Origin of the sequence: Halococcus sp. IIIV-5B (assembly GCF_003602035.1) — an archaeon.
Lineage (GTDB): Archaea > Halobacteriota > Halobacteria > Halobacteriales > Halococcaceae > Halococcus > Halococcus salsus.
Window position 1 is genome coordinate 196,704 of record NZ_QZWE01000001.1, and the last position, 23,962, is coordinate 220,665.

Below are 23,962 nucleotides of genomic sequence, written 5' to 3' on the forward strand. Positions count from 1 at the left end.
ATCTAACTTACCCTAATTGTGAACGCCGTGCATGAGAGCGTATTCCACCTGCCGGTGGGCGAGAATGTCGGCGCCAAGAACAGACGTGTGGTAAGAGTTCTTCAGCCGATTCTTCCGTCACGATCGAGTTGTGAGCCACCTTTCCCGTTGAATAGCCCCTTTCCTTTTTCGTCCTCGTGCGCGGGTTCGTCGTCCGATTCACCGGAGTCGTCCATGCGTTAGGGTACGACCCAATTAACAAAATGACTTTGAGGGTGGGTTGCACAAACAATACAGAGCAACGGAACCACAAGGGGCATATTTCATCGACATAACAGGAGAACGATGCCTCCGTCCGAAGATCCCTCCTCGACGCTCTCAAATCGAGCGAGTTCCGAGGTTTCATTTCGAGACTCACTCAGAATATTCGGTGTCGGTCTTCTCATGGGAAGCGCGGATGCCGTCCCCGGTATCTCGGGCGGGACGGTAGCACTCATTGCGGGCATCTACGGGCGGCTCATCGCTGCTGTGACCTCGATCACGCCGAGGCGAATAGCCGACCTGCTTCGGGCGCTCATCCCATTTGGCGCGCTCAGAACCGAGGAACAGCCCGGCTCGATCCTCAACGAGTTCGATGCCGTGTTCGTAGTGAGCCTCCTGGTTGGCATCGGAACTGCTGTGGTACTCGTCGGTCGAATCATCGAGTACGCACAAGCCGAAGTGCCGGTCGTACTCTATGGGTTTTTCTTCGGACTGATCGCCGCTTCCGCGCTAATACTGTGGCGAGAGCTCTCGATGGGGACGGCGGGCAGATGGCTAACTGCACTCGTTGGATTCACCATCGCGTTCGTCCTCTCCGGCGAGGTCCAACTGCTCGCCAACAGCGGCATCGTGATCGTCTTCGTCGCCGGTGCGGTCGCGGTGAGCGCAATGATCCTTCCCGGCATTTCGGGCTCGCTCTTGCTGATCATTCTTGGGCAGTATGTCCGGATGTACGCCTCGCTCAACGACTTCTTGGACAGTGTGACTGGCCTGCTCACTGGCGGTGATTTCGAGGCCGTGTTGGCTCCCGGCCGTGAGGTGGTCGTCTTTCTCGTCGGAGGGCTCGTTGGGCTGTTCACCGTTGCTCGTGTGATTCGCCGATTGCTCGATAGCTATCGGGAAGCCACGCTGGCGTTCCTCGTCGCACTGGTAATCGGGGCACTCCGCGCACCGATCGCAGAACTCTCCGGCAACGAGACAGTAGTGTGGACACCCGAAACGATCGGTGTGTTCGTCGGACTGGCGCTCGTTGGTGGTCTATTGGTACTTGTCCTCGACTGGTACGCGATCGACATCGACTTCGATCGACTGTAGCCACTCCCTGATTACCGAAGCCACCCGCTCGGGGCCGCGCCGACGAAGCTGGCGACGAGCGCGACCAGTCCGACGATGAGTAAGGGGAAGGCGAGCGTTCGGAACAACTCCGGGACGGGCGATGAGGCGACGTAGAACGCACTACCGGTGGTCATGAACGCCGCACCGAGAACCATCCACTTGAGGTCGCGTACTGCCTCACTCTGCATGGGTTTGGCCTCTCCCGCTCACCGGATATAGCTCTCGAAGCCTATCGAGGCATTCGTTCTGAAGGGTTAGATGCCGTGTATCGGTACGATATGGCCGATAATTACAAGGTTGCTCTATTCAGGAGGGTAGTGTATGGCGAACCGCCCTCAGAGGAGATCAGTCATCCAACCCGCCTTGACGTTTCTGAGCGTCGTCGTTCTGCTGTACTCGTTCCTGATCGCCGGCCAGCTACTACTCGGCGTGTGGGTGGTCGTCTTCGTCTGGATAGTGTACTTTTTCTTCCGACTCGTCCTCGCTATCGAGCGGATCGCATCGGCGCTCGAAGAAATGCCATCGGAGGAATGAGGGGGACGAGTTCTTCGATGGTGGTAGCGTACTCGTGCTCCGCTCATTGTATCACTCACCGAAAATTTACTTCAGCGCAAAAAAACGCTGAATATGGAGCTCGCTGAGAAATCGGTGCGGCAACGAGGGTTCGACTCCCCCTTGCTCGCTATTGCCTTGCTCATGGTTACGGCGCTCACAGACGGTGGTATCCAGTGGACGCTCATTTTCGCCGGGGTGCCGGTGTTTTTGCTCCTCGAACTACTCGGTGACATCCTCGGCCAACGCATTAGGGAGTGGCGAGCGTCGTGAGCACTCGGGTCGCCGGCATCCCGACACTGTATCTCTATTCAGGTTCGATCATCGCTTACGGGGCGGTAATGTTACTCCTCAATCTATCCGATGTTTTAGAAAGAGCAAACGGACTCTCGTACTACCTTGCCGCGGTTGCTGCGGTAGCAATGATCGCTATCGGACTCTACGAAGCGTTCACGAACGACCCGGACGAGTACGATATCGCTGGTCCCGTTGTTGGTCTCGTTGCGCTCGGGGCGGTAGGGATGGCCACTACGTTACTCTTTGAGTTCTTTGGCGTGTGGTGAACGCCTGTAGATAGGCGTTTGTCGCCGGGATTCTTGTGGGATGGCGCTCGAACGGATGGTATGAGCGAGACGATCGACCGCCTGCCTATCCCCCGACTCTATCTCGGGGTCTTCCCCACTCTGCTCGTCGGCATGGTCTATACGCTCGCCGGCGTCGTAGCACTCCTGACGAACACGATACCAGCAAACAATTGGTTAACCCCGATTCTCGGCGTGTTCTTCCTCGCTATTTCCGTCCACAAGCTCTACACGACCTCGCCCGACGACGACTCGGTAGCGGACTACTGGATCGTGGTCCAATATTTCTTTGCGCTCATCCTGCTGGCGGTGTACGCGAGTGCGACCGGCCTGATCGGCTTGTAACGGGAGGGGACACCCCCCGAACGTTCGTCGCCGGAATTTTTATCGGACGGCCGACAAACCCGAGCTATGAGCAATCTGGTCGATCGACTACGGATGCCCCAGCTCTACCTCCAATCGGGGATGATGGCCCTCGGCGGTCTTCTGCTTGGCCTGCTCGGTGTTCTCTTTCTGATGGATGGCGAAGACTACTGGTGGACGATAGCTCTCATGGGCGGATTCAACGTTTTCGGGGGAGCGGGAATGTACTACGAATACGACCCAGCCGAGTGTTCGATCGGAAACAGGTGGCTTGCGCTCGCGTTCGGTGCTCTCGTCTTCGAGATCGCACTGTTCGTTTTCGTGGTGCTCTCGTTGGTCTGAGAACAGGGAACGACCGTTCGTCGTCGGGATCGCGCTCGTCGCAATGGGTGTGCTCTCGACCACGCGAGTCGGCAACTGGAGTGTGAGTTGGGTGATGGTCGGCTGTGGCGGTATCACCCTATTCGGCGGAACGACTATCCTCCAGCAAAACGACCCCGACGAGTATGCGATCGGGAACGCCCTGCTGGCGGTCGTCCTGATCGGCGCACTGGTCTCGCTTGCCGGTGTCACTCTCAAGGCACTCCGCTGGGACTGAGAACAGGGAACAAACGTTCGTCGCTGGGGTGGATTCTTGTGAGATGGCCGACAACCCCGAGCTATGAGCAATCTGGTCGACCGACTGCCGATGCCGTGGCTCTTCCTCCAGTCGGGGATGATGGTCTTCGGTGGGCTCGTGATCGCCCTAGTCGGCGTGCTCCTCGCAGAATACGACGGAAGTGGCTGGTGGGTCCTACTCGCTGTCGGTGGGATCTGCCTTTTCAGCGGGGTCGTGACCTACTATCAGAACGACCCTGAGACCTACTCGACCGGGGACGTCTGGCTTGTGGTTGGAGTCGCTTGCGTGATTCTTGAACTCGCGTTGCTCGCCCTCGTTGCGTATCCCATGCTGGCGTGAGGAGTGGCGTGTTCTCAGATCGGATTTTTGTAGGATGGAGAGTAACTGACACCAATGGTGATTCTCATTGAGCGAGCCCCAACCGAGCGACTCTACATGTGGGCAGGGCTTACAGCTCTGATCGGGTTCTCGATCACTGTAAGTAGCGTTGCGAGTCTGCTCGTCGGTGCAGGGAGCCCTTCTGACTGGTTGCTCATTATCGCCGGCGTGTCGATGCTAGTCGGCACTGCCTGGGAGATCCGTCACCGCGACCCGGCGACGTTCTCGCCAGGTGTACTCTGGCTTGGGTTTCTCGTGATCTGTACCATTGTAACGGTCGCGTTCTCCGCGCTGACCGTCCTCGGGCTGTTCTGAATCATCGACCCCACTCGGAGTAGATGACCACCGCCGCGAACGTGAGCGCGCCAACGACCATCGGGACGTCGATCGCTTCGGCGGCACCCTCACCGAAGACCACGCCGATAAGCGCTGCCGTGAGTATCCACGTCACAAATCCTAACGCTCCATACAGCCACGGGCTCTCGAAATCGGTCCACTCGCTGAACGATGTCATTGGTCTCTCGGCCGAAGATTGGCTCCGCTCACTTCGATCACGACCTCTCCGTCCACGGCTACTCCCTCCCCCATTGTTGCGAGAGCGAGAAGACGATACCGAGCCCAGCCGTGATAGCTGCGGCGACGAGTCCGGCGAGCCCGGCGTCGGTCATAAAGCCGCTCGCTATCTCGAAGACTACTCCGTAGAGAATCGCGGCGAGCACGCTCATACCCACTGTCCAGAGTACGATCGCACCTATCGACAGGTGATGGATGTCCCACTCCCGAAAGAGCGTCGAGACGCCGATCCCGACGCCGAGCAAGGCCCCGACTGCGACGGTGCTGTTTCCGGTTCGGAGTTGCATAATGTATGCTACGACGACGGCGGCGAGCGTCGATACCAGCTGCACCGCCGACGACGCCGAAAAGATCTCACTGCGGAGGTGAGCCGAGGGCGAGTCGGTCTGGCTCATAAGTTGGATTTACGTGAAAGACAGGCGCAAAGCCTCGCCCTTTAGGGCGGGGATACGCGCCGTCCGCTTTGTCCCGGATGGTCGCACCCGCCAGCAACGCGGCGATGGCCGTCTGGATATTCCACCAAACGTTTAGGTCTGTTCGCTATAATAGGTTACGTATGGCGAAAACGAGCGTCACGCGCACTTATCGAGCGAGGGTTCGCAACCACTCGCAGGTGCGTGACGACCTCGATTCGCTTGGTTTCGCCGCCAGCAAGCTCTGGAACGTCGCCCGATGGACAGTAGGGCGCGTTTGGGACGCTTGCGGCCAGATTCCCTCGGCCTTCGACCTGCAAAAGTACCTCAAGAGCCACGAACGCTACGCGGACCTTCATTCTCAGTCCAGTCAACGAGTTCTCGCCGAACTCGCTGAAGCGTTCACGGCGTGGTACGGGCATCGGGGCAACGGGAACCAGAACGCGAACCCGCCCGGCTACCGCAAACACAACGACGAGCATCCGCGCTCGACGGTCACGTTCAAGCAAGCAGGCTTCAAGCACGATGCCGCGAACCAGCGCATCCGGCTCTCGAAGGGGTCGAACCTCAAAGACGGATGGGGCGACTTCATCCTTTGCGAGTACGACGTTATCGGCCCGCGCGGAACCACCGTCGAGAACATCCAGCAGGTCCGAGCCGTGTACGAGCACGGTGTTTGGCGGCTCCACATTGTGTGCAAAGTCCCGGTCGAAGTTGCCGAAGCGCCCGGCGACCGAACGGCGAGCGTGGATCTCGGGATCTGCAATGTCGCCGCCATCTCATTCGGCGACGGGTCGTTGCTCTACCCCGGTGGGACGCTCAAGGAAGACGAATACTACTTCGCCAAACAGCGCGCGAAGTGCGACGACTCGTTCTCCCGCGAAGCCCGCCGTCTCGACCGGAAGCGCACCGACCGTCGAACCCACTTCTTCCACACGCTCTCGAAAGAGATTGTGGAGCAGTGTGCCGAACGCGGCGTCGGAACGGTGTTCGTTGGCGACCTCGGTGGCATCCGTGACGGCGACGACGGCCCGAAGAATTGGGGTCGTCACGGGAACCTCGACCTCCACGGATGGGCGTTCGACCGCTTCACGACGATGCTCACATACAAGGCAGAGATTCGGGGCATCGCCGTCGAAACCGTCTCCGAACGGGACACGTCGAAGACCTGCTCGGTGTGTGGGACGAAAGCGGATAGCCAGCGTGTCGAACGCGGCCTGTACGTGTGCGAAGAGTGTGGGACCGTGGCAAACGCCGATACGAACGGTGCTGAAAACATTAGGCAGCAAAGTACCTCCGAATCCTCTCACGAGGATAGGAGTACCGGCTGGTTGGCACAGCCAGCGGTTCGTCTGTTCGACAAAACGCGAGGAGGTTTCCTCCCGCCAGAACAGGCGACCCGCGAACCTTAATATCCCAACTGCAGCAGGGAATCCTCGCCCTTCAGGGCGGGGAGGATGTCAATGAAACTGGGATGTATGCTTTCTGGTCGCTCTGGTCTACTGAGAGGTTCTGGAGATGCTAGCGGATCGGATTTGTGATCTTTGTTTTCGGGTCGAACTCCGTGAACGTCTCCAATTTGTCATTCCGACGTTGAGCTAGTGACGGCGGTGTCGGAGAGTTAGAGATAGTGTCAACAAAGAGGATGAAGAGGAGATTACCGAACAGACACATTTCCTATTAAAAGACCACTCGCTAAGTGTGCTTTTAGGAGTCCTCTCGGGAGTTGTTGATGATTCGATGAACGAGAGCGGCTTCTGCTTTGCGGAGGTGTTCGGCCGCTGTCCCAGGAGCACAGTCGAGATGGTTGGCGACGTCTGCGACTCCGGCTTCACGAGGAGTTTCGTAGTATCCGATATCAAGCGCGGCCGTCACCGCTTCGGACTGGCGTTCGCTGAGAGCATTTGCGGCATCCATTCGGCTGGCGTCGTACTGACCGACACGCTGGACGTCAACGTCGACGCTGTCCGGAGCCTCATCAAGGGCCCGCTGGAGAGATGTGGCTGTTCCAACCACCGTGAGTTCTATCCTACGGTCGCTACGAAATTCGATCGGCGGCATCACGACGAGGCTCCCATGCGTGAATGCGTCTGTCAGACGCTTTGCTCCCGCATCGAGGCGTTCGCACACGTAGAGGTAGAATGCATTCTCCTCAGCCGGCACTATCTCGTGGTCTAAAATCGTGCTCACGTCTTCGAGGGCGTACTCGTACGGACCGGGTGGCCCCTCGGCGTAGAATATCATCGTGTTCGTCTCACCGACAGCAGGATTCCATTGAAGAAGTCGATAGGAGCTGTACTCGTCGTGCTCGGCGACGAATTCGTGCATCGGATGGATGATTTCGTCGCTCTGACCGAGACGTAACTGGAGATACTTCATACCGAATCATCAACCCCCACGTTTAAACAACCCTCTCCAGCGAGGCAGAACGCGCTCGCCGGCAGCCTTCCAATGATCGTCCATCGTGCGGCCAGCAGAATCAACGCTCCACCATGAGTTCACAAACATCCAGTGAAACCCAAAACGGCACTGTTGAGGAATCGCTCGCGGATATCCTCGCATCCTATACGATCGCTCACGATGACCATTACAATGCGCCGGGATTCGTCGTCCGACCCGATGAGGTCCAAGACGTGCTACGCGTATTGCGGGATGAAGCGGGCTTCGATCACTGCCCGAACGTCACGGCACAGGAATACGGGGACCGCTTCGAGAGCATCTATCACCTGAGGAAATACGACGATCCAACCGAGGAAGTGAGTGTTATTGTGCCGACCCCGAGGGACGACCCGGTGAGCCAGAGCGCTGAGTCAGTCTACCGAACGGCCGAGTGGCACGAACGCGAAGCATACGATTTGGTGGGTATTCACTATGAAGATCACCCTGACCTCCGGCGTATCCTCCTCCCCGAGACATGGCAGGGACACCCACTAAGAATCGATTACGACCAAGACGAACCACAGGTGGTCACGCTTGAATCGCATGCCAACCCATTGGAGGATGACCATCGCGAGGATGGTGCGGATACGATGTATCTGAACATTGGCCCGCATCATCCTGCAACCCACGGTGTGCTCCACATCGAGACTATCCTAAGTGGTGAGCAGGTTGTCGGATTAGATCCTGACCCGGGCTATCTTCACCGCTGTGAGGAGCAGATGTGTCAGAACAGCACGTATCGCAATCAGATCATGCCCTATCCTGACCGCTGGGACTACCTCGGCGGACAGATACTCAACGAGTGGGCGTATGCTCGCACTGCCGAAGACCTCGCAGGTCTCGACGTCCCTGACTATGCACAACTCATTCGGACGATGAGTGGCGAGCTCTCGCGGATTCTCTCCCACTTGCTTGCGATTGGCACCTTCGCACTCGATGTCTACGGTGAGTTCACTGCGACGTTCATGTACACCCTGCGGGACCGGGAAGTCGTTCAGAGCATCTTCGAGGATCTGACGGGTCAGCGTCTGATGTTCAACTACCTCCGACTCGGCGGGGTGGCGTGGGATCTCCCCGAACCACGTGCGGAGTTCTTCGAGAAGCTTCGAGAATTCCTTGACGACCTCCCCCACAAACTCGACGAATACCACGACCTGCTCACCACGAACGAACTGTTCCAACTTCGATGCGTCGACACGGGTGTTTTGAGCGCAGATATGGCAAAGCAGTACGGCTGCACCGGTCCAGTGGCGCGCGCTTCAGGTGTAGATTATGACCTCCGGCGGGACGATCCCTACGGGTACTATCCCGAGCTCGACTGGGAGGTGGTGACTGCCGAAGAGGGTGACAACTACGCTCGGGTGCTCTGTCGATTACAGGAGGTCGAACAATCGGCGCGTATCATCGACCAGTGTGTCGACCTACTCGAAGACTGGCCCGAGGATAGCCGTGAGATCCAGTCAAATGTCCCGCGAACGCTGCGACCGGACGAGGATGCCGAGATCTATCGTGCAGTGGAGGCCGCGAAAGGTGAACTTGGGATCTACATCCGAAGTGATGGAACTGACAAACCGGCTCGATTTCACATTCGGAGTCCGTGCTTTTCGAATCTTCATGCACTAGAGGAGATGGCGACAGGCGGCTACGTTCCAGACCTGATCGCGTCGTTGGCGAGCCTCGATATCGTTCTTGGTGAAGTCGATCGATGAGTTGCTCTGTTTGCTATAGGGTAAGCGGCTGATCATCTACCAACGAAATACAAACCAAAGCTCTCTTCAGGTATCAACAGCGCTTACACTGTTTCTTGTTCTTCTATCCATCGAGACAGTCGTCGATGAATCCGAATCCGCTGATGAACGTCACTACGTCCCCATACTCTTGACTCGCAAGGACAGTCTCGCTCCCTCGCCGGCAGCGATATAGCGTTGGATGCCGTCCATCGTTTTCGAAACGAACGGATTCGTGTAATCCAGTGGCTCAGCGACGCGAACTCACCCGTCATCGATGACAGCATGGACCGGAGTCAATTCGATTTCGGTACTCTCGGTGGCGTCGGTCGTAGTTAGTTCTCTGTAGACACGTTCTGGAACGCCGAACCTCTGGGAACGGTCTACGCCTCGAACATATATCGGTATCCAGTACATGTTGGGGAAAAATGAACTCTTTTATGTGTCGAATGTGGATTCACGGTATCGTATCGCCAAATACCGACACATGGCGAAGAGACCGGAGCGACGTGAGCGTGAGGGACGAATCCGTATATCGAGGGTCGACGACCACTGATGGGGACGGGAGGTCGTTCGAGCGTACTCGAAAGTGGAGGAGGGGACGTCCCGCTTCGTCTCACGACGCTCGCTGCGCTGTTCGGCCTAGCACACGGATCCTCGACAGATGAAAGCGGGCCGACAGCGTTCGATACGAAACCGAATACCAGGCGTCTACGTCGATTACCGTAGCAGTCTCAGCGTCACCGGTTCGGTGATAAAATACCTGGCCCTGACACCGCTGTTCCCCGCCGTCTGCGCCCTGTACTACAGCGAAGACGTTCTCCCGTTCCTGGTGACGGCCGTCGTAATGGCCGGCGTCGGGCTCGGTCTCGAACGGCTGAGGGAGGACCCCGAGCTGGGGCATCGGGAAGGGTTTCTCCTGGTGAGCCTCACGTGGCTGTTGGTTCCGGTCCTCGGGACGCTCCCGTATTTGGTGGCGGGTGAAGGGACGGTCGCCCATCCGGTGAATGCGCTCTTCGAGAGCATGAGCGGATTCACGACGACGGGCTCCACCCTGCTGGGTGAGATATCCTTCGCGCAACACACCCATTCGATACTCCTCTGGCGACAGCTCACGCAGTGGCTCGGCGGGATGGGTATCCTGGTGCTCATGGTTGCGCTCCTGCCACAGCTATCGGTCGGTGGTGCGCAGATCATGAGCCACGAATCGCCTGGACCGACCATCCAGAAGCTGCGGCCACACATCCAGGACACCGCCCGAGCCCTCTGGAAGATCTACTTCGCCTTCACGCTCGCCGCGATCGGTGTCTACTACGGCCTCCATCTGGTCGGAGTCGCGCCGAACATGGGTCTCTACAACGCCATCTCGCATGCACTGACCACGTTGCCGACCGGCGGATTCTCACCGGAAGCGCGAAGCATCGAAGCGTTCAGTCCCGCGATTCAGTGGGCTGTCATCGTGTTCATGGTCGTCGCGGGAACGAATTTCACGCTCTTTTGGTACGTGCTCCAGAACGAACCCCGAAAACTGACTCATAACTCCGAGTTTCGCTCGTATCTCCTCGCCATGGGGATCGTTGGCGCACTCCTCACGGTCCTGTTGTTCGCTGGAGTAGGGCTTTCGCAGGTTCCAACCCGTATTCCACCGTTGGTGGGTGAAGTCGAACACGCGACCCGGCAAGCGCTCTTCCAGACGGTCGCGATCGTGACCACGACCGGCTACGCCAGCATGGATTTCAATACGTGGCATGAGTCCTCGCAGGTGATCCTCCTGCTCGCGATGTTTCTCGGGGGATCGGCAGGTTCGGCAGCGGGCTCGATCAAGATCGTTCGGTGGAACGTCGTCTGGAACGCGGCTGTCAGCGAACTCTACACCACAGTCCATCCCGACACCATCCACCCGATCCGGAACTCAGGTGGGACGATCGACGCGGACACCCTCCGAAGTATATTCGTCTTCATGTTCATTTTCATCGGGATATTCGGCGTCTCGACGGTCCTCCTCTACCTCGATAGCCTTCGGATCGGCCTCAACCTCACCGGGCTCGAAGCGACCAGCGCGACGATCGCCACACTGGGGAACATCGGTCCGGGCGTCGGCATCGTGGGCCCGATGAACAGCTTTCTGCCCTTCTCACCGGTGGCAAAGCTCTACATGGTCTTCTTGATGTGGATCGGACGCCTCGAGATCCTCTCGGTGCTGGTGATCTTCACGCCGTCGTTCTGGAAGCGGTGAGCCGTATCGACCCCTGTTTCAGTTCACGGAGACCGTGTTCGGACGAAGAAAGCGAGGAGTCGATCCCGGGATACACGTCCTCACTCACCTGCAGGGCCGGTGAACTGACCGAGGAAATCATCGGTGATGCCGGTTCGGCCGAAGACGGTGACGAGGTCACCCGCCTGGATGGTCGTGTGACCCTTCGGGGTGATGATGGACTCGCCACGCTCGATCGCTACGACGAGTATCTCGTCACCGAGGAGCCCTTCTTCGTTCGCTTCCCGAAGCGTCAACCCGGCGATGGCTGCGTTCTCCGCGATCGTGAGGTCGACGACTTCTGCCTCGCCGCTGAGGGTCATGAAGTCGGTCATGGACGGCTCCACGGGGTCCTCCTCGGGACCGTAGGGTTGGTACGACCGTGTCCGCTCGCTCTGAATGAGGTCTTCGCCCTGGATGTCGACTCCGAGCGAGGAGAGCTCGCGTGAGATCCGGGAGAGGTCCTCGGTGTCCGCACCGACGGCGGTGATGTGGAGATTGCCGCGACCGCTCATGAGCTCACGCACGTTTATCACGCCGGGGATCGCGAGCGCTTGTGTCGCGAGATGGGCGCGTTCAGTGACGGAGACATCACAGACGAAGAGGTTTCTGAGGCTGTTGTCGGCACGCTCGTAATCGATGGCCGCGTGATACCCCGTCAGTATTCCGTCCGCTTCCAACTGGTCGATACGATTTCGGACTGTGCCGGCGGAGACGTTCACCTCGTCGGCGATCATCGGTGCGGACGTACCGCGTGCGTCTTCGGCTAGCCGATAGAGGATTCGGCGGTCTATTTCGTCGAGTCTCGCCATCTCTGTATGAACGTAGAACTCCGACCAGGCCTTTTCACTGTCGTTTCTCGGTGTCTCCAGTTCCTCCCCCTCCCCCTTCTCGAGGAATGTCTAACGGAAGAGTACGTTTCGAAGCGGAGGCATTCACGTTATGATATCCTGAATATTTGGCCAATCGTTTTGCATCTCACGGTAATAAATCCTGAGATAGTGTGAGATAGCGCTATTGAGAGTACTGAACCGACCACTTATGCAATTCCCGATCGTATCGGTAGCTGTATGCCAGAAGAAGTGCTGTTCGAATCCGAGAGCGCGCAGAGCAGGGACGATATCGCGGCGTTGCTGCGAAGGGTCGCGGACAACCTCGAAGCCGGGGATGCTATCACGCTCAAGGCCGGGAGCGAATCCGTGACGATGGACCCACCCGACCGCCCGACGTTCGAGGTCAAAGCCGAGCGTGAAGGACCGGCGGACGGGCCCGGTGAGCTGAGCGTCGAGTTCGAGATCGAATGGGACGAGAACGGCGAGAGTGGTTCCTTAGAGATCGAATAACGGCGAGAAGCGCGAGACGACGGATACGCTCGACACACCCGCGAAAACATCGTCTCGGGCTGTCTCGAACGAAAGCGACGCTCGTCGCTCGTTCACCGGCCGAGAGCGAGGGCCTATCTCCCTCGCCGACGAACGGACCGTATGTGGTCAGGAAAGATCCCCGCACGTGGTAGGCTTCTCATCGTCGGTCTTACGTTGCTCATCGCTCCAGCAGTGCTGCTCGGAGTGACGCTGCTCATCCTCTTGCTCGGGCGGAACATCCTGGTCAGTAACCTCTCGCTCGTGCGTATCATCGAACTCTACGTCACCAAACTCGTGCTGTTCGCCATTCTCGGCGTGCTACTGTATCGATACGTCGAGAGGGCGATCGAACACCAACTCCCGGCAGCAGTCGACGACGTGAATCGCGAACGACGCGAACGTGAAGAGCGTGAGTCCGAACGAGAGGAAGCGGAGACACCGACGGAAAGCGGAAGCAATCAGAAGAACAGGCGCGGATCGGGACGACAGCGGGATCGCCGCCACGACGATAGGTGACATCCTCTCCGGTCACGATTAGCGTAGTCGGACACACATAGCTGCACATCACGAGGACTACGATTGAGTCAGGATAGACCAGCCATAGACGAAGGCTACCAGTTCATAGTTTGTCGATGTCACGCGCGGCCTCGGCTTGCTCGCGAACCGATTCGAGCGTCGCGTCGGGGCCGGTGGCCGCGATGGCCGCGTTGACCGCCCCTTCGAGCACCGGTCCGTCGGCGATCACCGCCTCGACGTCGCTCATCTCGATGGCGACGTCGGCGTTCATCACCGCACTCCCGAGGTCGACGAGCACCAGACAGCCGTCCCCGTCGTCGGCCGCCGCGAGTGCCTCCTCGATGTCGTCGGGGACGGTGCCGATACCGCCGTCGCCGTCGCCGCCAACCGGTTCGATGCTGACGTCCTCGGCCATCTCCGCTGCGATCTCGACGATCCCCCGAGCGGCCTGCCCGCTGTGGGAGACGACGACGATACCGATCATGCCTCCGGCTCCTCGTCGGGGACCACCGGTGATGTGGCGTCGACCGAGGACGCGAGGTCGGCATCGAGCCGCTCCCGTGCGGTTGCCAGCAGCGTTTCGAGGATGAACAGCGTGCTCGTTGCCCCGGGGTCCTGGTGGCCGACGGAGCGCCAGCCGAGATACGACGCTCGGCCCTTCGATGCCCGAATGGGAACCGTGAACGCGACACCGCGTTCGGCGGCATCGACCGCTTTCGCGAGCGCCTCGACCGCCGAGAGGTCATCGACTTCGACCGACTTCTTGAACGTGTGGACCGCCGGAACCAGCGCGTCGACCATGGTTTGGTCGCCGACCGCGGCATCGCCGCGGTCCATCACTTTCTCTAGATACGTCTCGGCGAACGCGACGAGGGTCTCGTCGGTGAGTCCGCCCTCGAGTTCCGTGCTGGCGAACACGAGCGAACCGCCGTACAGCGGCCCCGAAGCCCCACCGACCTCGGACATGAGTGTCCTACCGGCCGTTTTGACGACCGTCGCGGGGCCGGCGTCGTCGAGGTCCTCGACCGCGGTAGTGGCCGCCGCCCAGCCACGAGCCATGTTCCCACCGTGGTCCGCATCGCCGATGGCCGAATCGAGGTCGGTCAGGTGCTCGCGTTCGGCTTCGAGGCGCTCCGCGATGGCCCCGACGACCGCTTCGATCGCCGCTGCCTGCTCGGTCTGGTCAGTCATTTGGTCACCATGGCGGGCGTGTCGACCGGCTCGTCGAGGAGATCCTTCAGTTCGTCGTCGACCGAGCAGATCGTGGCCGAACAGCCCGCCATGTCGAGCGAGGTCATGTACTCACCGACCCAGCTATCCCACGTCTCGATAGCCTGCTCACCCAGGAGTTCCTGGAGTCGACGGTTGACGACGTAGAGCTCCATCAGCGGCGTTCCGCCCATCCCGTTGACGACGGTGAGGACGTCCGCTCCCTCGTCGAGGTCGAGGTCGTCCAGCACCGCATCGGTCAGTTCGTCGGTGATCGCGTCGGCGCTCATGTGGGTCGTTCGTTCGACACCGGGCTCGCCGTGGATGCCGATGCCGACTTCGATCTCGTCCTCACCGAGGTCGAAAGTCGGTTCGCCCTTCTCCGGGGTGGTACAGGACGTGAGCGCCACACCCATCGTCCCGACGTTGTCGATGACCTTCTGGGCCACCCGCTGGACCTCGTCGAGGTCGGCACCCATCGCCGCCTTCGCCCCCGCGACCTGATGGACCAAGACCGTGCCACAGACGCCTCTGCGGCCGGACGTGTACTCTGAGTCCTCCACGGCGACGTCGTCGTTGACGACGACCGTCGCGACCTCCGTCCCCTCCATCTCGACCAGCTCGGCCGCGGTGTCGAAGTTCATGACGTCGCCCTCGTAGTTCTTCACGACGGCGAGGACGCCTGCGCCGCTGTCACAGGCCGTGATCAGCTCCTCGAACTCGTCGGCGGTCGGGGAAGAGAACACCTCACCGGCGGCCGCGCCGTCGAGCATCCCGTCGCCGATGTAGCCGGCATGCGCCGGTTCGTGGCCGCTTCCGCCGCCGCTGACGACGCCGACCTTTCCATCGACTGGGGCGTTGTCACGTACGAGGACGTTCGTCCCCGAAAGTCGACGGAGACGGTCGGGATGCGCCGCCACCATCCCATCGAGCATCTCGTCGACAACGGCTTCGGGGTCGTTGATGAGTTTCTTCATGATCGTATATACTCGCGGGCGAGAGGCTAAAGAGTGTTCTCTCCGTGGGCGATGTCTTGGTCGCACAGCGAGCGTAGTCGTTCGTCGCACTCTCAGGTTGAGGGGTCTGACGATACGTATAGCAGAACGATGTCAGTAGTTAGAGTGCCACGGAATCGCAATTGGTAATCGCATTGGCTCGTTTCGAGGAATAAATAAACAGGATCAGTTGGAGTAGCAGACAAAATAATATGAGTTATCTGAGTGTATCTCACACTAGAAATAGTGGTTTCGACAAAATATGTGGCTCAACCCCTTCGATTAGTCTGTTGAGTTTTATAGTACTTTGTAGATTATTGCAGCGGTATTTCACAATAAAGTGCATAAAATGTCAGTATATGTTTTTATTTTTCGCCACTCCCGTATCTCGTCATGTTATCTTTGTATTCGTAGTAGTTCTAAATTGGCGCGGCTCTTTCAGATATTTGTGTCTTCATTTTCTTTTTCCAACGCCTCTTAGAATGGGTTAAAGGCGGCGGTGGATGCTTTCAGCCACAGATACCATATTCGCTAATGATTAGTCAACGCCAGCAGCGAGTCCCTATTCGAACAGCTGATACGGAAATTGGCCGTGGCGCATACCGCGAGGTATCGAACCGCTCACACCCTCTAATAACCACGCGCACCTCTAGCGGCCAGGTCAGCGCTCAACAATCAAGCTCGGGATCCGTGTCGAAACAATGACCAACAGAGCCGTATATATGTATAGTTGAGTGCCTTTAGATCGCAAGCAGCTCTTTCGAGAAGCCCGGTCACTCAATGGCGTAAACACGACTATTGGTCCCCGCGAAGTAGAGCATCCCGTCTGAAAGTACCGGGCTGGCACCGACACCTTCCCCACCGACCTTCCGGTACCACTGCTGTTCGCCGTCCGTCGAGATCGAGTACACACCCACATCCTCGCTTCCCGTCTGTCCGTGTGTGCCGAAATACACCCGCTCGTTCGAGACGACGGGACTGCTGCCGATCTCGAACGCGGCCGTCTCGAACGCCCATCGTTCTCGACCGGTGGTCCGGTCGAGTTTGAACAACGTTCCGTAGTTCGGCGAGGGATCATCGAGGGAGTTGTACGGTGTGTTGCCGATGTAGAGGGCGTTCTCGTCGACGGCCACCGACCCGGAGATGTAGTCCGAGACCGTGTCGGTGATCCACAATTCCTCACCGGAGCCCGCGTCGAGAGCGTAGACGAGCCCGTTCCAGTCGGCGAAGTAGAGGGTCTCGAAGGCCAGTGCCGGGCTCGACCAGACCATATCCTCCGCCTCGTATGTCCATTCGGGGTTCCCCGATGCGACGTCCAGGGCGTACAGTTTTTCGTCCGAGGCCCCGATATACAGCGTTTCACCATTCGTCGCCGGCGTGCTCACGACCTCGCCATCCACGGGATAGCGCCAGTTCGTCGCTCCGGATTCGGCATCGAGTGCGTAGATCGTCCCTTGTTTGGAAACACCGGCCTCTTCGGCGAATGGCGCACAAGCCAGATTGTGACAGCCGACACCGATATAGACGGTGCCGGCTTCGACCGTTGGACTGCCGCGGATCAACCCGCCGAGGTCACGTGCCCACCGTTGCTCGCCCGTCGTCGCATCGAGCGCGTAGAGGTGCATATCGTACGAACCGATGTAGACCGTCCCGTCGGCGACCGCTGGTGTCCCCTCTACACGATGGTCCGTGGTGAATGACCATCGCTCGGTACCTGTTTCGGCGTCGATCGCGTACACCGAGCTGTCGACGCCACCGACGTAAACGGTACCGTTGGCGACGACCGGACTGCCCCAGAAGGGTCCGTCGGCCTCGTACGTCCACGCGATACTCGGTTCGGGGCTCGTCGGCGGGACGTCCCTCGCGAACCCAGTGTTGTGCTGGTCCCCACGAAACGAGGGCCATTCGGTGACTCTCCCGGCGGTCGGATGGGCACGACCGCTGTTCCGGACGATCCCTGTACACCCACCGAGTGTCATGATCGAGGACGCCGCGGTAGCCCTGAGGAGATGCCGCCGATTCATCCCGACCATACACAACGATCAATACGGACGAACCGCATAACACTGTCGGCTACTACGACCCGTTCACACGACGAGGTACTCATCGAGGTCCTCGTCTTCGAGTTCGTCCGCCGTTCCTTCGTAGACGATCTCACCTTGGTCGAGAACGAATCCACGGTCAGCCACGCTGAGTGCCTCACGAACGTTCTGTTCGATGAGCAGAATCGTTAGACCCTCATCGGCGATCCGTCGGATCGACTCCGAAACCGTCTGGACGATCTGTGGGGCCAATCCTTCGGTCGGTTCGTCCAGTAATAACAGTTGGAGGTCCGGTAGGCGAAGGGTTCGAGCGATCGACAGCATCTGCTGTTCGCCACCCGAGAGCGTCCCCGATTGCTGCTGTTTTCGTTCTTCGAGCCTGGGGAACAGGTCGTACAGCTCGTCGATGGTCATCGTGGGCTCCCCGCTCCCCGCTACCCGACGGCGGACCCTGTTCCATCGGCCGCGTGTGATCTTCGAGAGTTCGAGGTTTTCCTCGACGGTCAACTCGGTGAACAGCCGCCGTCCTTCGGGGACGACGCCGATCCCGCCGGCTGCGATGTCGTCGGCCGGCCACTCGGTGATGTCGGTCCCAGCGAATCGGATCGATCCCGAGCGGACCTCCGGTGGTTCGGTACCCGCGATACTGCGGACCGTCGTCGTCTTGCCAGCCCCGTTTCGTCCGAGGAGTGCGGCGACCTCACCGGCTTCGATCCCCATCGAGACGCCTCGAAGGATGTGGCTATGGCCGTAATGTGCGTGCACGTCCGTTAGTGAGAGGAGGCTCATTCGCTCTCACCACCGAGGTAGGCTTCCCGGACGGCAGGGTCGTCCCTGATCTCCGTCGGGGTTCCCTTCGCGATTATCTGTCCCCGATGGAGGGTGAAGACGCGGTCGGAGACGTCGAAGACCACGTCCATGTCGTGTTCGACGAGCACGATCGTCATGTCCCACTCGTCGAGCAGGTCGCGGATCAGTTCCACCGTCATGTCCGTCTCTTGGGGCGACATTCCGGCCGTCGGTTCGTCCATGAACATGAGCTCCGGGTCCGTCGCCAACCCGATCGCTACTTCCAGACGCCGTTTGTCGCCGTAGGGGAGTTCCGTTGCTGCAGTGTCGGCTTCGTCGTCGAGACCGATCGTATCGAGAAGCTCCGTTGCACGGTCTTGAACCTCCCCGTACGAGTCACGTCGGCGGAAGAAGTTGACGCTGAACGAGCCGTGTTCGGTCGCGAATGAGGCGATCTCGACGTTCTCCCGGACCGTCAGCCCGGGAAAGATCGATGCCGTTTGGAACGACCGTCCGATCCCGAGTTGCGTGATCTCGTACGGATCCAATCCGACGAGGTCGGTGCCGGCGTAACTGATCTGCCCGTCGGTCGAATCGAGCATCCCCGTGATGACGTTTATCAACGTGGATTTTCCCGCCCCGTTGGGGCCGATGAGGGAGACGAGTTCGCCCTGTGCGATCTCGATGTCGACGCCTTGTAATGCCTGCAGCCCGCCGAACTCCTTCGTCAAGTTCCGTGTTTCGAGTAGTGCCATCAGTCTCCACCTCCGAGCGAGCGCAAGCGCGACGAAGCGTTCGTGACCATCCCCCACACGCCGTCGGGGTATCGCCAGACGATCGCCGTGAACGCGACCGCCAACAGCAACAGCCACCAGGAGCCGATGCCCGGGAGTCCGTTGACGACCTGTCTGAAGTACAGGAAGATTATCGTGCCGATGATCGGGCCGACGATGGTTCCGAAGCCGCCCAGCACGGCGATCATCACGATGTAACCGCTCGTCTCCCAGTAGAGCTGTTCGACACCGGTGAACTGCTGTTCCAACGGTATCAAGCTCCCGGCGAGACCGACGATGAGACCCGAGAGCAGGAAGCCAGCGAACTTGTATCGCCACACGTCGAGACCGACGAACGACGCCCGCGTCTCGTTCTCGCGGATCGCTTTAAAGAGTAAGCCGTACGGGGACTTCCGAATACGAACGACGAACGCGACGACGGCGACGAAGACGACGGCGAGCAGCAAGTACATATAATCGAACCAGAGGGTGGAGAGAACACCTGGTAGCGCGGTATCGAGGCTGAACACACCGAGGATCGGTTCGGCAGTAATACCCGTCAAACCGTTGATGCCACCCGTCCACTCGGCCAGCGGCTCCCTCGCCAGGAAGTACAACATCTGTGCGATCGCGAGCATCATGATCGAGAAGTAGACCGTGTGCAAGCGCAACACGATCGGTGCCGTGAGCCCCGCGAGGAGGGTTGCGAACAGCGTCCCGACGACGATCATGAGCAGCGGCGACCCCGAGACGTGGACCGCGACCAGTCCGGCCGCGTAGGCACCGACGCCCCAGAACATCGCGTGGCCGAACGACAACAGCCCCAACTGGCCGAGCAGGAGATCGAATCCCAGCGCGAAGATCCCCCAGATCAGGATGAGTCGAACAAGCGCCTCATAGCCGGTCAAGCCGGAGGGAACCAGCGGCGGGTTGGTGAACACGGTCGGAAAGAGCGCGACGAAAGCGAGCGCCGCGAGGAGAACGAACCGTTCGGTGTGTTTGATCCGGTCCCAGGTCCCCCAACTCAGCAGTCCCGACCCACCGTCGGCGACCGACTCGCCTGTGTCGGTACTCATGCGCCGATCTCCCCCGTCGGGTAAATACCGGTCGGCCGGATCATCAGGATGACGATGGCGACGGCGTAGATCGCTGCCGTCGACATGCTCTGTGGGACGAACGGCAACAATCCCTGTGTGATGGCAGCGTAAACGAATCCCGCGATGAGCGACCCGATAGCGGTTCCCTTGATGCTCCCGACACCGCCCATGATGACGATCACGATCGCCGGGATGATGACCGAAAAGCCCATCGAGGGGTTCGCACCGAAGAGCGAGCCCTGAAGGATCCCGGCGACGCCGGCGTAGGCGGCCCCGACCGCGAAGATCAACAGGAACGGCCGGCCTATCCGGATCCCGAGCATCTCGGTCATCTCGGTGTCCTCGGTACCCGCCCGAACGGCGAGGCCGAAGTCGGTGTACTTGTAGAACGCGACGATGAGGCCCAGCAGGACGAACGTGAAGACGACGACCACAAGCCGCCAGCTGGAGACCGACCCAACGCCGGGGATCGCGAACGGCCCCGAGATCGGTCCCGTGTCCGCATAACTGAACCCGGTTCGACCGAAGACGAGGGTGAACAGTTCCTGTGCGATGAGCAACACACCGAACGTCACGAGCAACTGATCGAGGAGGTCACGGTCGTAGAGCGGATTGGCGAGCAGACGTTCCATGACGATTCCGAGAACGAAGACCAGTATCGGGGTGAGGATCAACGCCGCGACGAACCCGAGATTCAGTCCGAACGGTGAGAGCCCGTAACTCGCCAACAGCCCACCGAAGTTGGCCTCGAAGGCGATGACGAGACCGATGTAGGCACCCGCACCGTACAGCACGCCATGAGCCATGTTCACGAACTTGAGCGAGCCGAACACGATCGAGAGACCGATCGCGACCAACAGGTAGACCGAGGCGGTGCTCAACGCTATCACCAGAAACGTCATCGCCGCGTCGAGGAAGCTCACTTGCAACGGATTCATTCGGATACCAACCCACTGTCGGGCCTCAGCATGGTTTGGACGTCCTTCGCGTCCTTTGCGGTTCGTTCGGTGTGTGGACCGACTCGGATTCCGGTCGGTCACCAGCCGTACTAGGTCTCATGGTCGGGTTTTCGTGTTTCAATTTGCGTTCGATGAGTTTGATGAGTTCGATGAGTTCGACGAATTCGAGGAGCCCGATACGTTCAACGAACTCGACGAGTTCGACGGGCTGAACGAGTTGCCCTCGGGTGCGTAGGGGTTCTCCGACATGGTGCAGTTCGACGCCGGCGGCTCACTGCACTCGTAGACGAGCGGTTCGGTTTTCTGTACGATCTCGGTTCGGATGCCGAGCTCCTCCGCGCGCTGGTCGTCGACGCCTTCGACGAGATACCACGGTCGCTCGACCTGGTGGTCACAGGTTCGGAAGTTCGCGTCACCCCACGCGAGGGTCCACTCGTACTGTTCGAGTGCATCGACGACGGTCGGCGGGTGGAAGGTCCCGACGTCCTCGACGACGGCAGAGTAGACCATCATCGACTCGTAGGTGTGGAGTGCGCTCTGATTCGGAACTTCGTCGTACTCCTGTTGGTAGGCGTCGACGAACGGCTGTGTACCGGGCGTGTCCGCACCGGGGTTCCAGGGCTCCATGCCGTAGACGCCCTCCGCGTCCGCGCCCATCGGGTCGAGCGTGAAGGCGCTGACGTGCGGAATGAACACTTCGATGTCCTCGAGAACACCGGCATCAACCATCTGTGAGAGGCCTGACGCGGCGAGTTCGCCGAAACTGGCGAAGTGGACGACGGTCGCATCCGAGTTCTGGAGCGCCTGGATCTGGGATTGGTGGTCGGTTTCGCCTTCGGCGATCGCCGCGCTGCCCGCGGAGCTCCACGGTCCCTGTTCGACGAGGTACTTCTCCATCGCCGATCGGTTCGACTGGCCGTAGGAGTAATCCAGGTAGATGTGGAACAGCGATTCGTCCCTGCTGAGTACCTGTGGGAGGTACTGACCCGCGGCCATCCCGATTATCTCGGCGTGGAACGTCGGATGGAAGTAGTAGCGCGAGCAGTTCTCGCCACTGATGCTCGCCGTGGTCGAGTTCCCGCCCATGAAGGGCACGAAGTTGCGCTGGGCGATCGACTCCATCGCGATGGTCACGGTACTCGACATCCCGCCGGTCCAGAACTGGATGTTGTCCTGTTGGATCATCCCCTGGATGTTCGTCGTCGCGGTCTCCGCATCACCGGCCGTATCGGCCTTGGTCGATTCGACTTGGTAATCGAGCACCCCGTTGCCGCTCAGCTCGCCGACCATGTCGACGAGGCCGCCGCCGTTGTTCAGATGCTTGACCGCGAGGTCGAATCCCCGCTGTTGGTCCTGCCCGTCGGGCCCCAATGCCCCCGACAACGGCCCGTTGAACCCATAGGTGACCGTGTTGCCCTCGGGTGGGAAGTTCCCGACCGCTTCGTACTCCTGCCCGCTACCGCCACCACCGCCTCCGTTACCGCCGCCGCCTCCGCTACCGCCACCACCGTTTCCGCCGCTTCCGTTACCGCCGCCACTACCGTTTCCGCCACCACCGCCACCGTTTCCGGTACAGCCGGCGAAGGCCAGGGAACCGCCCCCTACAGCGAGTGTTTTCAGATATCGACGCCTGGTTCCGTCTGTTGGGTCAGTCTCGTTGCTCATGGTCTATCGCGTGATTCATGTATAATCGCATTAGCACTCATTAAAGTGTTATGGAATTTTTGTGATAGTTATGCCGGTGCGGAGCCGGCGGTTTGCATGTACTCGTGGAGTTTCTGCGTGAGAGCCCGCGCGAATTCGTCGTCGTTGAGGGGTGCTTCGACCTCCAGTAGTTCGACGTCAGTATCGAGCCGTTCGCGGAGCGAATCGAACAACGCCTCGTCGGCATCGGGTTCGCGAAACACCTCGCCGTCCTCGTCGAGCGCCGAAACTCCATCCAGGGGTAGTACCATCGCGGTCGGTCCAGTTGCGTCGTTGAGTTTCTCCGCGATAATACGCCCGAGTTCGACGTTCTCCTCACGAGTCGTTCGCATCAGTGTCACCTGGGGGTTGTGGACGTGGAACTGCCGGTCCTCGAACTCCGCCGGCACCGACTCTTCGGGCCCGAAGTTCACCATATCGAGGGCCCCGGTCGAGACGACCTGCGGGATCCCCCGATTGCCGGCCGCTTCCAGACGATCGGGACCGGCCGAAAGCACCCCACCAACGAGTTCGTCGGCCCACTCGGTCGTGGTCACGTCCAGTACGCCGTCGATGAGGCCCTCCTCGATGAGGTCCTCCATCGCACGGCCGCCGGTCCCCGTCGCGTGAAAGACGATGGTCTCGTAGCCGTGGTCTTCGAGCCACTCGCGGGCCGTCTTGACACACGGGGTCGTGACACCGAACATGGTGAGTGCGATCGTCGGTTTCTCCTCCACCTCGATATCGGGGTCGTTCGTGCTCATGCCGACGACCGCGAGCGCAGCGTTCGAGATGATCGTCCGTGACAGCTGGTTGAGCCCCTCGATATCGGCGACCGAGTACGACAGTGCGATGTCGCTCGCGCCGATGTACGGCTCCGTGTCACCGGAGGCCATCGTCGAGGCCACGAACTTCGGGACACCGACGGGTAGGGCCCGCATCGCCGCCGTCGCGACCGAGGTGTTTCCCGACCCACCGAGACCGAGAACGCCGTCGAGCGTCCCCTCCCGATGGAGATCGGTAACGATCTCGGCCGCACCCGCACCCATAGCCTCGATCGCTGCCCCTCTGTCGCCAGCCTCTCGCAGCGCGTCGAGGTCCTCTCCACCGGCCTCGGCGACGGTTCTCGCATCCGTATCCGGTTCGACCGTTGGTCCACCCATCACGCCGACGTCGACGAGATGCACATCGACGCCCTGCGCTTCGATCACATCACGTGCGAACCCGATCTCCTCGCCTTTGGTATCGAGCGTCCCGACGATGACGATGCTCATGATTAC

At 59.8% G+C, this 23,962-nt stretch carries 29 protein-coding genes; 14 read left to right on the forward strand and 15 right to left on the reverse strand.

What is annotated here, in order from left to right:
* The first annotated feature begins 324 nt into the window (after positions 1–324).
* Positions 325–1,335, forward strand: a complete 1,011-nt coding sequence (locus D3261_RS00865; protein ID WP_120067796.1) for a DUF368 domain-containing protein — start codon at positions 325–327, stop codon at positions 1,333–1,335.
* An 11-nt stretch (positions 1,336–1,346) separates the two neighbouring features.
* Here D3261_RS00865 and D3261_RS00870 read toward each other — a convergent pair whose 3' ends face one another.
* Complete coding sequence (locus D3261_RS00870; RefSeq protein ID WP_120067798.1) at positions 1,347–1,544, reverse strand: hypothetical protein; 198 nt, start codon at positions 1,542–1,544, stop codon at positions 1,347–1,349.
* A gap of 133 nt (positions 1,545–1,677) precedes the next feature.
* Here D3261_RS00870 and D3261_RS20210 point away from each other — a divergent pair, with 133 nt between their 5' ends.
* The 8 genes from D3261_RS20210 (at position 1,678) to D3261_RS00905 (ending at position 4,164) form a co-directional block, all read left to right on the forward strand.
* Complete coding sequence (locus D3261_RS20210; protein WP_199693877.1) at positions 1,678–1,890, forward strand: hypothetical protein; 213 nt, start codon at positions 1,678–1,680, stop codon at positions 1,888–1,890.
* 93 nt (positions 1,891–1,983) lie between these two features.
* Positions 1,984–2,181: a hypothetical protein gene (locus D3261_RS00875; protein ID WP_120067800.1), complete on the forward strand. Its 198-nt coding sequence runs from the start codon at positions 1,984–1,986 to the stop codon at positions 2,179–2,181.
* On the forward strand, positions 2,178–2,471 hold the full coding sequence (locus D3261_RS00880; protein ID WP_233553796.1) for a hypothetical protein: 294 nt from the start codon (positions 2,178–2,180) through the stop codon (positions 2,469–2,471). Before D3261_RS00875 ends, D3261_RS00880 begins: the two co-directional genes overlap by 4 nt.
* Before the next feature lie 60 nt (positions 2,472–2,531).
* Positions 2,532–2,834 carry a hypothetical protein gene (locus tag D3261_RS00885; RefSeq protein ID WP_120067804.1) on the forward strand — a complete coding sequence of 101 codons (303 nt, stop codon included), beginning with the start codon at positions 2,532–2,534 and terminating at the stop codon, positions 2,832–2,834.
* A 93-nt stretch (positions 2,835–2,927) separates the two neighbouring features.
* Positions 2,928–3,194 (forward strand): hypothetical protein, encoded by a 267-nt coding sequence (locus D3261_RS00890; protein WP_120067806.1) that lies wholly within the window; start codon positions 2,928–2,930, stop codon positions 3,192–3,194.
* A 43-nt stretch (positions 3,195–3,237) separates the two neighbouring features.
* The gene (locus D3261_RS00895) at positions 3,238–3,450 is read left to right on the forward strand and encodes a hypothetical protein (protein WP_120067808.1); all 213 of its coding nucleotides are present in this window, start codon (positions 3,238–3,240) and stop codon (positions 3,448–3,450) included.
* A 63-nt stretch (positions 3,451–3,513) separates the two neighbouring features.
* Positions 3,514–3,810: a hypothetical protein gene (locus D3261_RS00900; protein ID WP_120067809.1), complete on the forward strand. Its 297-nt coding sequence runs from the start codon at positions 3,514–3,516 to the stop codon at positions 3,808–3,810.
* Between the two features lie 54 nt (positions 3,811–3,864).
* A complete protein-coding gene (locus D3261_RS00905) occupies positions 3,865–4,164 on the forward strand; it encodes a hypothetical protein (RefSeq protein WP_120067811.1) in 300 nt (99 codons plus the stop codon).
* A gap of 1 nt (position 4,165) precedes the next feature.
* On the opposite strand, the gene D3261_RS00910 is transcribed toward D3261_RS00905, so the two are convergent.
* Both D3261_RS00910 and D3261_RS00915 read right to left on the reverse strand, forming a co-directional pair.
* Positions 4,166–4,363, reverse strand: a complete 198-nt coding sequence (locus D3261_RS00910; protein WP_120067813.1) for a hypothetical protein — start codon at positions 4,361–4,363, stop codon at positions 4,166–4,168.
* A 58-nt stretch (positions 4,364–4,421) separates the two neighbouring features.
* Positions 4,422–4,817: a hypothetical protein gene (locus D3261_RS00915; RefSeq protein ID WP_120067815.1), complete on the reverse strand. Its 396-nt coding sequence runs from the start codon at positions 4,815–4,817 to the stop codon at positions 4,422–4,424.
* 161 nt (positions 4,818–4,978) lie between these two features.
* Between D3261_RS00915 and D3261_RS00920 the strand changes: the two genes are divergently transcribed.
* Positions 4,979–6,247: an RNA-guided endonuclease TnpB family protein gene (locus D3261_RS00920; protein ID WP_120068217.1), complete on the forward strand. Its 1,269-nt coding sequence runs from the start codon at positions 4,979–4,981 to the stop codon at positions 6,245–6,247.
* 295 nt (positions 6,248–6,542) lie between these two features.
* Here the strand turns inward: D3261_RS00920 and D3261_RS00925 are convergent, their stop codons facing one another.
* Positions 6,543–7,214 (reverse strand): helix-turn-helix domain-containing protein, encoded by a 672-nt coding sequence (locus D3261_RS00925; RefSeq protein WP_120067816.1) that lies wholly within the window; start codon positions 7,212–7,214, stop codon positions 6,543–6,545.
* A 113-nt stretch (positions 7,215–7,327) separates the two neighbouring features.
* Between D3261_RS00925 and D3261_RS00930 the strand changes: the two genes are divergently transcribed.
* On the forward strand, positions 7,328–8,983 hold the full coding sequence (locus D3261_RS00930) for an NADH-quinone oxidoreductase subunit D (RefSeq protein WP_120067818.1): 1,656 nt from the start codon (positions 7,328–7,330) through the stop codon (positions 8,981–8,983).
* A 682-nt stretch (positions 8,984–9,665) separates the two neighbouring features.
* The gene (locus D3261_RS00940) at positions 9,666–11,237 is read left to right on the forward strand and encodes a TrkH family potassium uptake protein (RefSeq protein ID WP_394337568.1); all 1,572 of its coding nucleotides are present in this window, start codon (positions 9,666–9,668) and stop codon (positions 11,235–11,237) included.
* 80 nt (positions 11,238–11,317) lie between these two features.
* On the opposite strand, the gene D3261_RS00945 is transcribed toward D3261_RS00940, so the two are convergent.
* Positions 11,318–12,067 carry an Lrp/AsnC family transcriptional regulator gene (locus D3261_RS00945; protein ID WP_120067820.1) on the reverse strand — a complete coding sequence of 250 codons (750 nt, stop codon included), beginning with the start codon at positions 12,065–12,067 and terminating at the stop codon, positions 11,318–11,320.
* Positions 12,068–12,325: 258 nt separating this feature from the next.
* Between D3261_RS00945 and D3261_RS00950 the strand changes: the two genes are divergently transcribed.
* Positions 12,326–12,598, forward strand: a complete 273-nt coding sequence (locus D3261_RS00950) for an amphi-Trp domain-containing protein (RefSeq protein ID WP_120067822.1) — start codon at positions 12,326–12,328, stop codon at positions 12,596–12,598.
* 141 nt (positions 12,599–12,739) lie between these two features.
* On the forward strand, positions 12,740–13,135 hold the full coding sequence (locus D3261_RS00955; protein WP_120067824.1) for a hypothetical protein: 396 nt from the start codon (positions 12,740–12,742) through the stop codon (positions 13,133–13,135).
* A gap of 103 nt (positions 13,136–13,238) precedes the next feature.
* On the opposite strand, the gene dhaM is transcribed toward D3261_RS00955, so the two are convergent.
* The 10 genes from dhaM to D3261_RS01005 form a co-directional block, all read right to left on the reverse strand.
* On the reverse strand, positions 13,239–13,619 hold the full coding sequence (dhaM, locus tag D3261_RS00960; RefSeq protein WP_120067825.1) for a dihydroxyacetone kinase phosphoryl donor subunit DhaM: 381 nt from the start codon (positions 13,617–13,619) through the stop codon (positions 13,239–13,241).
* Entirely contained in the window at positions 13,616–14,326 is a 711-nt protein-coding gene (dhaL, locus tag D3261_RS00965; RefSeq protein ID WP_120067827.1) for a dihydroxyacetone kinase subunit DhaL, read from the reverse strand. Before dhaL ends, dhaM begins: the two co-directional genes overlap by 4 nt.
* The gene (gene dhaK, locus D3261_RS00970) at positions 14,323–15,321 is read right to left on the reverse strand and encodes a dihydroxyacetone kinase subunit DhaK (protein WP_120067829.1); all 999 of its coding nucleotides are present in this window, start codon (positions 15,319–15,321) and stop codon (positions 14,323–14,325) included. Before dhaK ends, dhaL begins: the two co-directional genes overlap by 4 nt.
* A gap of 791 nt (positions 15,322–16,112) precedes the next feature.
* A complete protein-coding gene (locus D3261_RS00975; protein WP_120067831.1) occupies positions 16,113–17,372 on the reverse strand; it encodes a PQQ-binding-like beta-propeller repeat protein in 1,260 nt (419 codons plus the stop codon).
* Between the two features lie 54 nt (positions 17,373–17,426).
* On the reverse strand, positions 17,427–18,170 hold the full coding sequence (locus D3261_RS00980; RefSeq protein ID WP_120067833.1) for an ABC transporter ATP-binding protein: 744 nt from the start codon (positions 18,168–18,170) through the stop codon (positions 17,427–17,429).
* Entirely contained in the window at positions 18,167–18,925 is a 759-nt protein-coding gene (locus D3261_RS00985; protein ID WP_120067835.1) for an ABC transporter ATP-binding protein, read from the reverse strand. The genes D3261_RS00980 and D3261_RS00985 overlap by 4 nt, the downstream gene beginning before the upstream one ends.
* Positions 18,925–20,019, reverse strand: coding sequence for a branched-chain amino acid ABC transporter permease (locus tag D3261_RS00990; RefSeq protein WP_120067836.1), 1,095 nt, complete (start codon positions 20,017–20,019; stop codon positions 18,925–18,927). Before D3261_RS00990 ends, D3261_RS00985 begins: the two co-directional genes overlap by 1 nt.
* Positions 20,016–20,978 (reverse strand): branched-chain amino acid ABC transporter permease, encoded by a 963-nt coding sequence (locus D3261_RS00995; protein ID WP_233553797.1) that lies wholly within the window; start codon positions 20,976–20,978, stop codon positions 20,016–20,018. Before D3261_RS00995 ends, D3261_RS00990 begins: the two co-directional genes overlap by 4 nt.
* Before the next feature lie 138 nt (positions 20,979–21,116).
* Positions 21,117–22,664, reverse strand: a complete 1,548-nt coding sequence (locus tag D3261_RS01000; RefSeq protein WP_120067838.1) for an ABC transporter substrate-binding protein — start codon at positions 22,662–22,664, stop codon at positions 21,117–21,119.
* A 68-nt stretch (positions 22,665–22,732) separates the two neighbouring features.
* Complete coding sequence (locus tag D3261_RS01005) at positions 22,733–23,956, reverse strand: Tm-1-like ATP-binding domain-containing protein (RefSeq protein WP_120067840.1); 1,224 nt, start codon at positions 23,954–23,956, stop codon at positions 22,733–22,735.
* Between the last annotated feature and the right edge of the window lie 6 nt (positions 23,957–23,962).

Bases quoted from the DNA above. Each gene is read 5' to 3' on its own strand.
- D3261_RS00865 (WP_120067796.1), top strand. From the start codon at position 325: ATGCCTCCGTCCGAAGATCCCTCCTCGACGCTCTCAAATCGAGCGAGT.
- D3261_RS00870 (WP_120067798.1), bottom strand. From the start codon at position 1,544: ATGCAGAGTGAGGCAGTACGCGACCTCAAGTGGATGGTTCTCGGTGCG.
- D3261_RS20210 (WP_199693877.1), top strand. From the start codon at position 1,678: ATGGCGAACCGCCCTCAGAGGAGATCAGTCATCCAACCCGCCTTGACG.
- D3261_RS00875 (WP_120067800.1), top strand. From the start codon at position 1,984: ATGGAGCTCGCTGAGAAATCGGTGCGGCAACGAGGGTTCGACTCCCCC.
- D3261_RS00885 (WP_120067804.1), top strand. From the start codon at position 2,532: ATGAGCGAGACGATCGACCGCCTGCCTATCCCCCGACTCTATCTCGGG.
- D3261_RS00890 (WP_120067806.1), top strand. From the start codon at position 2,928: ATGCCCCAGCTCTACCTCCAATCGGGGATGATGGCCCTCGGCGGTCTT.
- D3261_RS00895 (WP_120067808.1), top strand. From the start codon at position 3,238: ATGGGTGTGCTCTCGACCACGCGAGTCGGCAACTGGAGTGTGAGTTGG.
- D3261_RS00900 (WP_120067809.1), top strand. From the start codon at position 3,514: ATGAGCAATCTGGTCGACCGACTGCCGATGCCGTGGCTCTTCCTCCAG.
- D3261_RS00905 (WP_120067811.1), top strand. From the start codon at position 3,865: ATGGTGATTCTCATTGAGCGAGCCCCAACCGAGCGACTCTACATGTGG.
- D3261_RS00910 (WP_120067813.1), bottom strand. From the start codon at position 4,363: ATGACATCGTTCAGCGAGTGGACCGATTTCGAGAGCCCGTGGCTGTAT.
- D3261_RS00915 (WP_120067815.1), bottom strand. From the start codon at position 4,817: ATGAGCCAGACCGACTCGCCCTCGGCTCACCTCCGCAGTGAGATCTTT.
- D3261_RS00920 (WP_120068217.1), top strand. From the start codon at position 4,979: ATGGCGAAAACGAGCGTCACGCGCACTTATCGAGCGAGGGTTCGCAAC.
- D3261_RS00925 (WP_120067816.1), bottom strand. From the start codon at position 7,214: ATGAAGTATCTCCAGTTACGTCTCGGTCAGAGCGACGAAATCATCCAT.
- D3261_RS00930 (WP_120067818.1), top strand. From the start codon at position 7,328: ATGAGTTCACAAACATCCAGTGAAACCCAAAACGGCACTGTTGAGGAA.
- D3261_RS00940 (WP_394337568.1), top strand. From the start codon at position 9,666: ATGAAAGCGGGCCGACAGCGTTCGATACGAAACCGAATACCAGGCGTC.
- D3261_RS00945 (WP_120067820.1), bottom strand. From the start codon at position 12,067: ATGGCGAGACTCGACGAAATAGACCGCCGAATCCTCTATCGGCTAGCC.
- D3261_RS00950 (WP_120067822.1), top strand. From the start codon at position 12,326: ATGCCAGAAGAAGTGCTGTTCGAATCCGAGAGCGCGCAGAGCAGGGAC.
- D3261_RS00955 (WP_120067824.1), top strand. From the start codon at position 12,740: ATGTGGTCAGGAAAGATCCCCGCACGTGGTAGGCTTCTCATCGTCGGT.
- dhaM (WP_120067825.1), bottom strand. From the start codon at position 13,619: ATGATCGGTATCGTCGTCGTCTCCCACAGCGGGCAGGCCGCTCGGGGG.
- dhaL (WP_120067827.1), bottom strand. From the start codon at position 14,326: ATGACTGACCAGACCGAGCAGGCAGCGGCGATCGAAGCGGTCGTCGGG.
- dhaK (WP_120067829.1), bottom strand. From the start codon at position 15,321: ATGAAGAAACTCATCAACGACCCCGAAGCCGTTGTCGACGAGATGCTC.
- D3261_RS00975 (WP_120067831.1), bottom strand. From the start codon at position 17,372: ATGGTCGGGATGAATCGGCGGCATCTCCTCAGGGCTACCGCGGCGTCC.
- D3261_RS00980 (WP_120067833.1), bottom strand. From the start codon at position 18,170: ATGAGCCTCCTCTCACTAACGGACGTGCACGCACATTACGGCCATAGC.
- D3261_RS00985 (WP_120067835.1), bottom strand. From the start codon at position 18,925: ATGGCACTACTCGAAACACGGAACTTGACGAAGGAGTTCGGCGGGCTG.
- D3261_RS00990 (WP_120067836.1), bottom strand. From the start codon at position 20,019: ATGAGTACCGACACAGGCGAGTCGGTCGCCGACGGTGGGTCGGGACTG.
- D3261_RS00995 (WP_233553797.1), bottom strand. From the start codon at position 20,978: ATGAATCCGTTGCAAGTGAGCTTCCTCGACGCGGCGATGACGTTTCTG.
- D3261_RS01000 (WP_120067838.1), bottom strand. From the start codon at position 22,664: ATGAGCAACGAGACTGACCCAACAGACGGAACCAGGCGTCGATATCTG.
- D3261_RS01005 (WP_120067840.1), bottom strand. From the start codon at position 23,956: ATGAGCATCGTCATCGTCGGGACGCTCGATACCAAAGGCGAGGAGATC.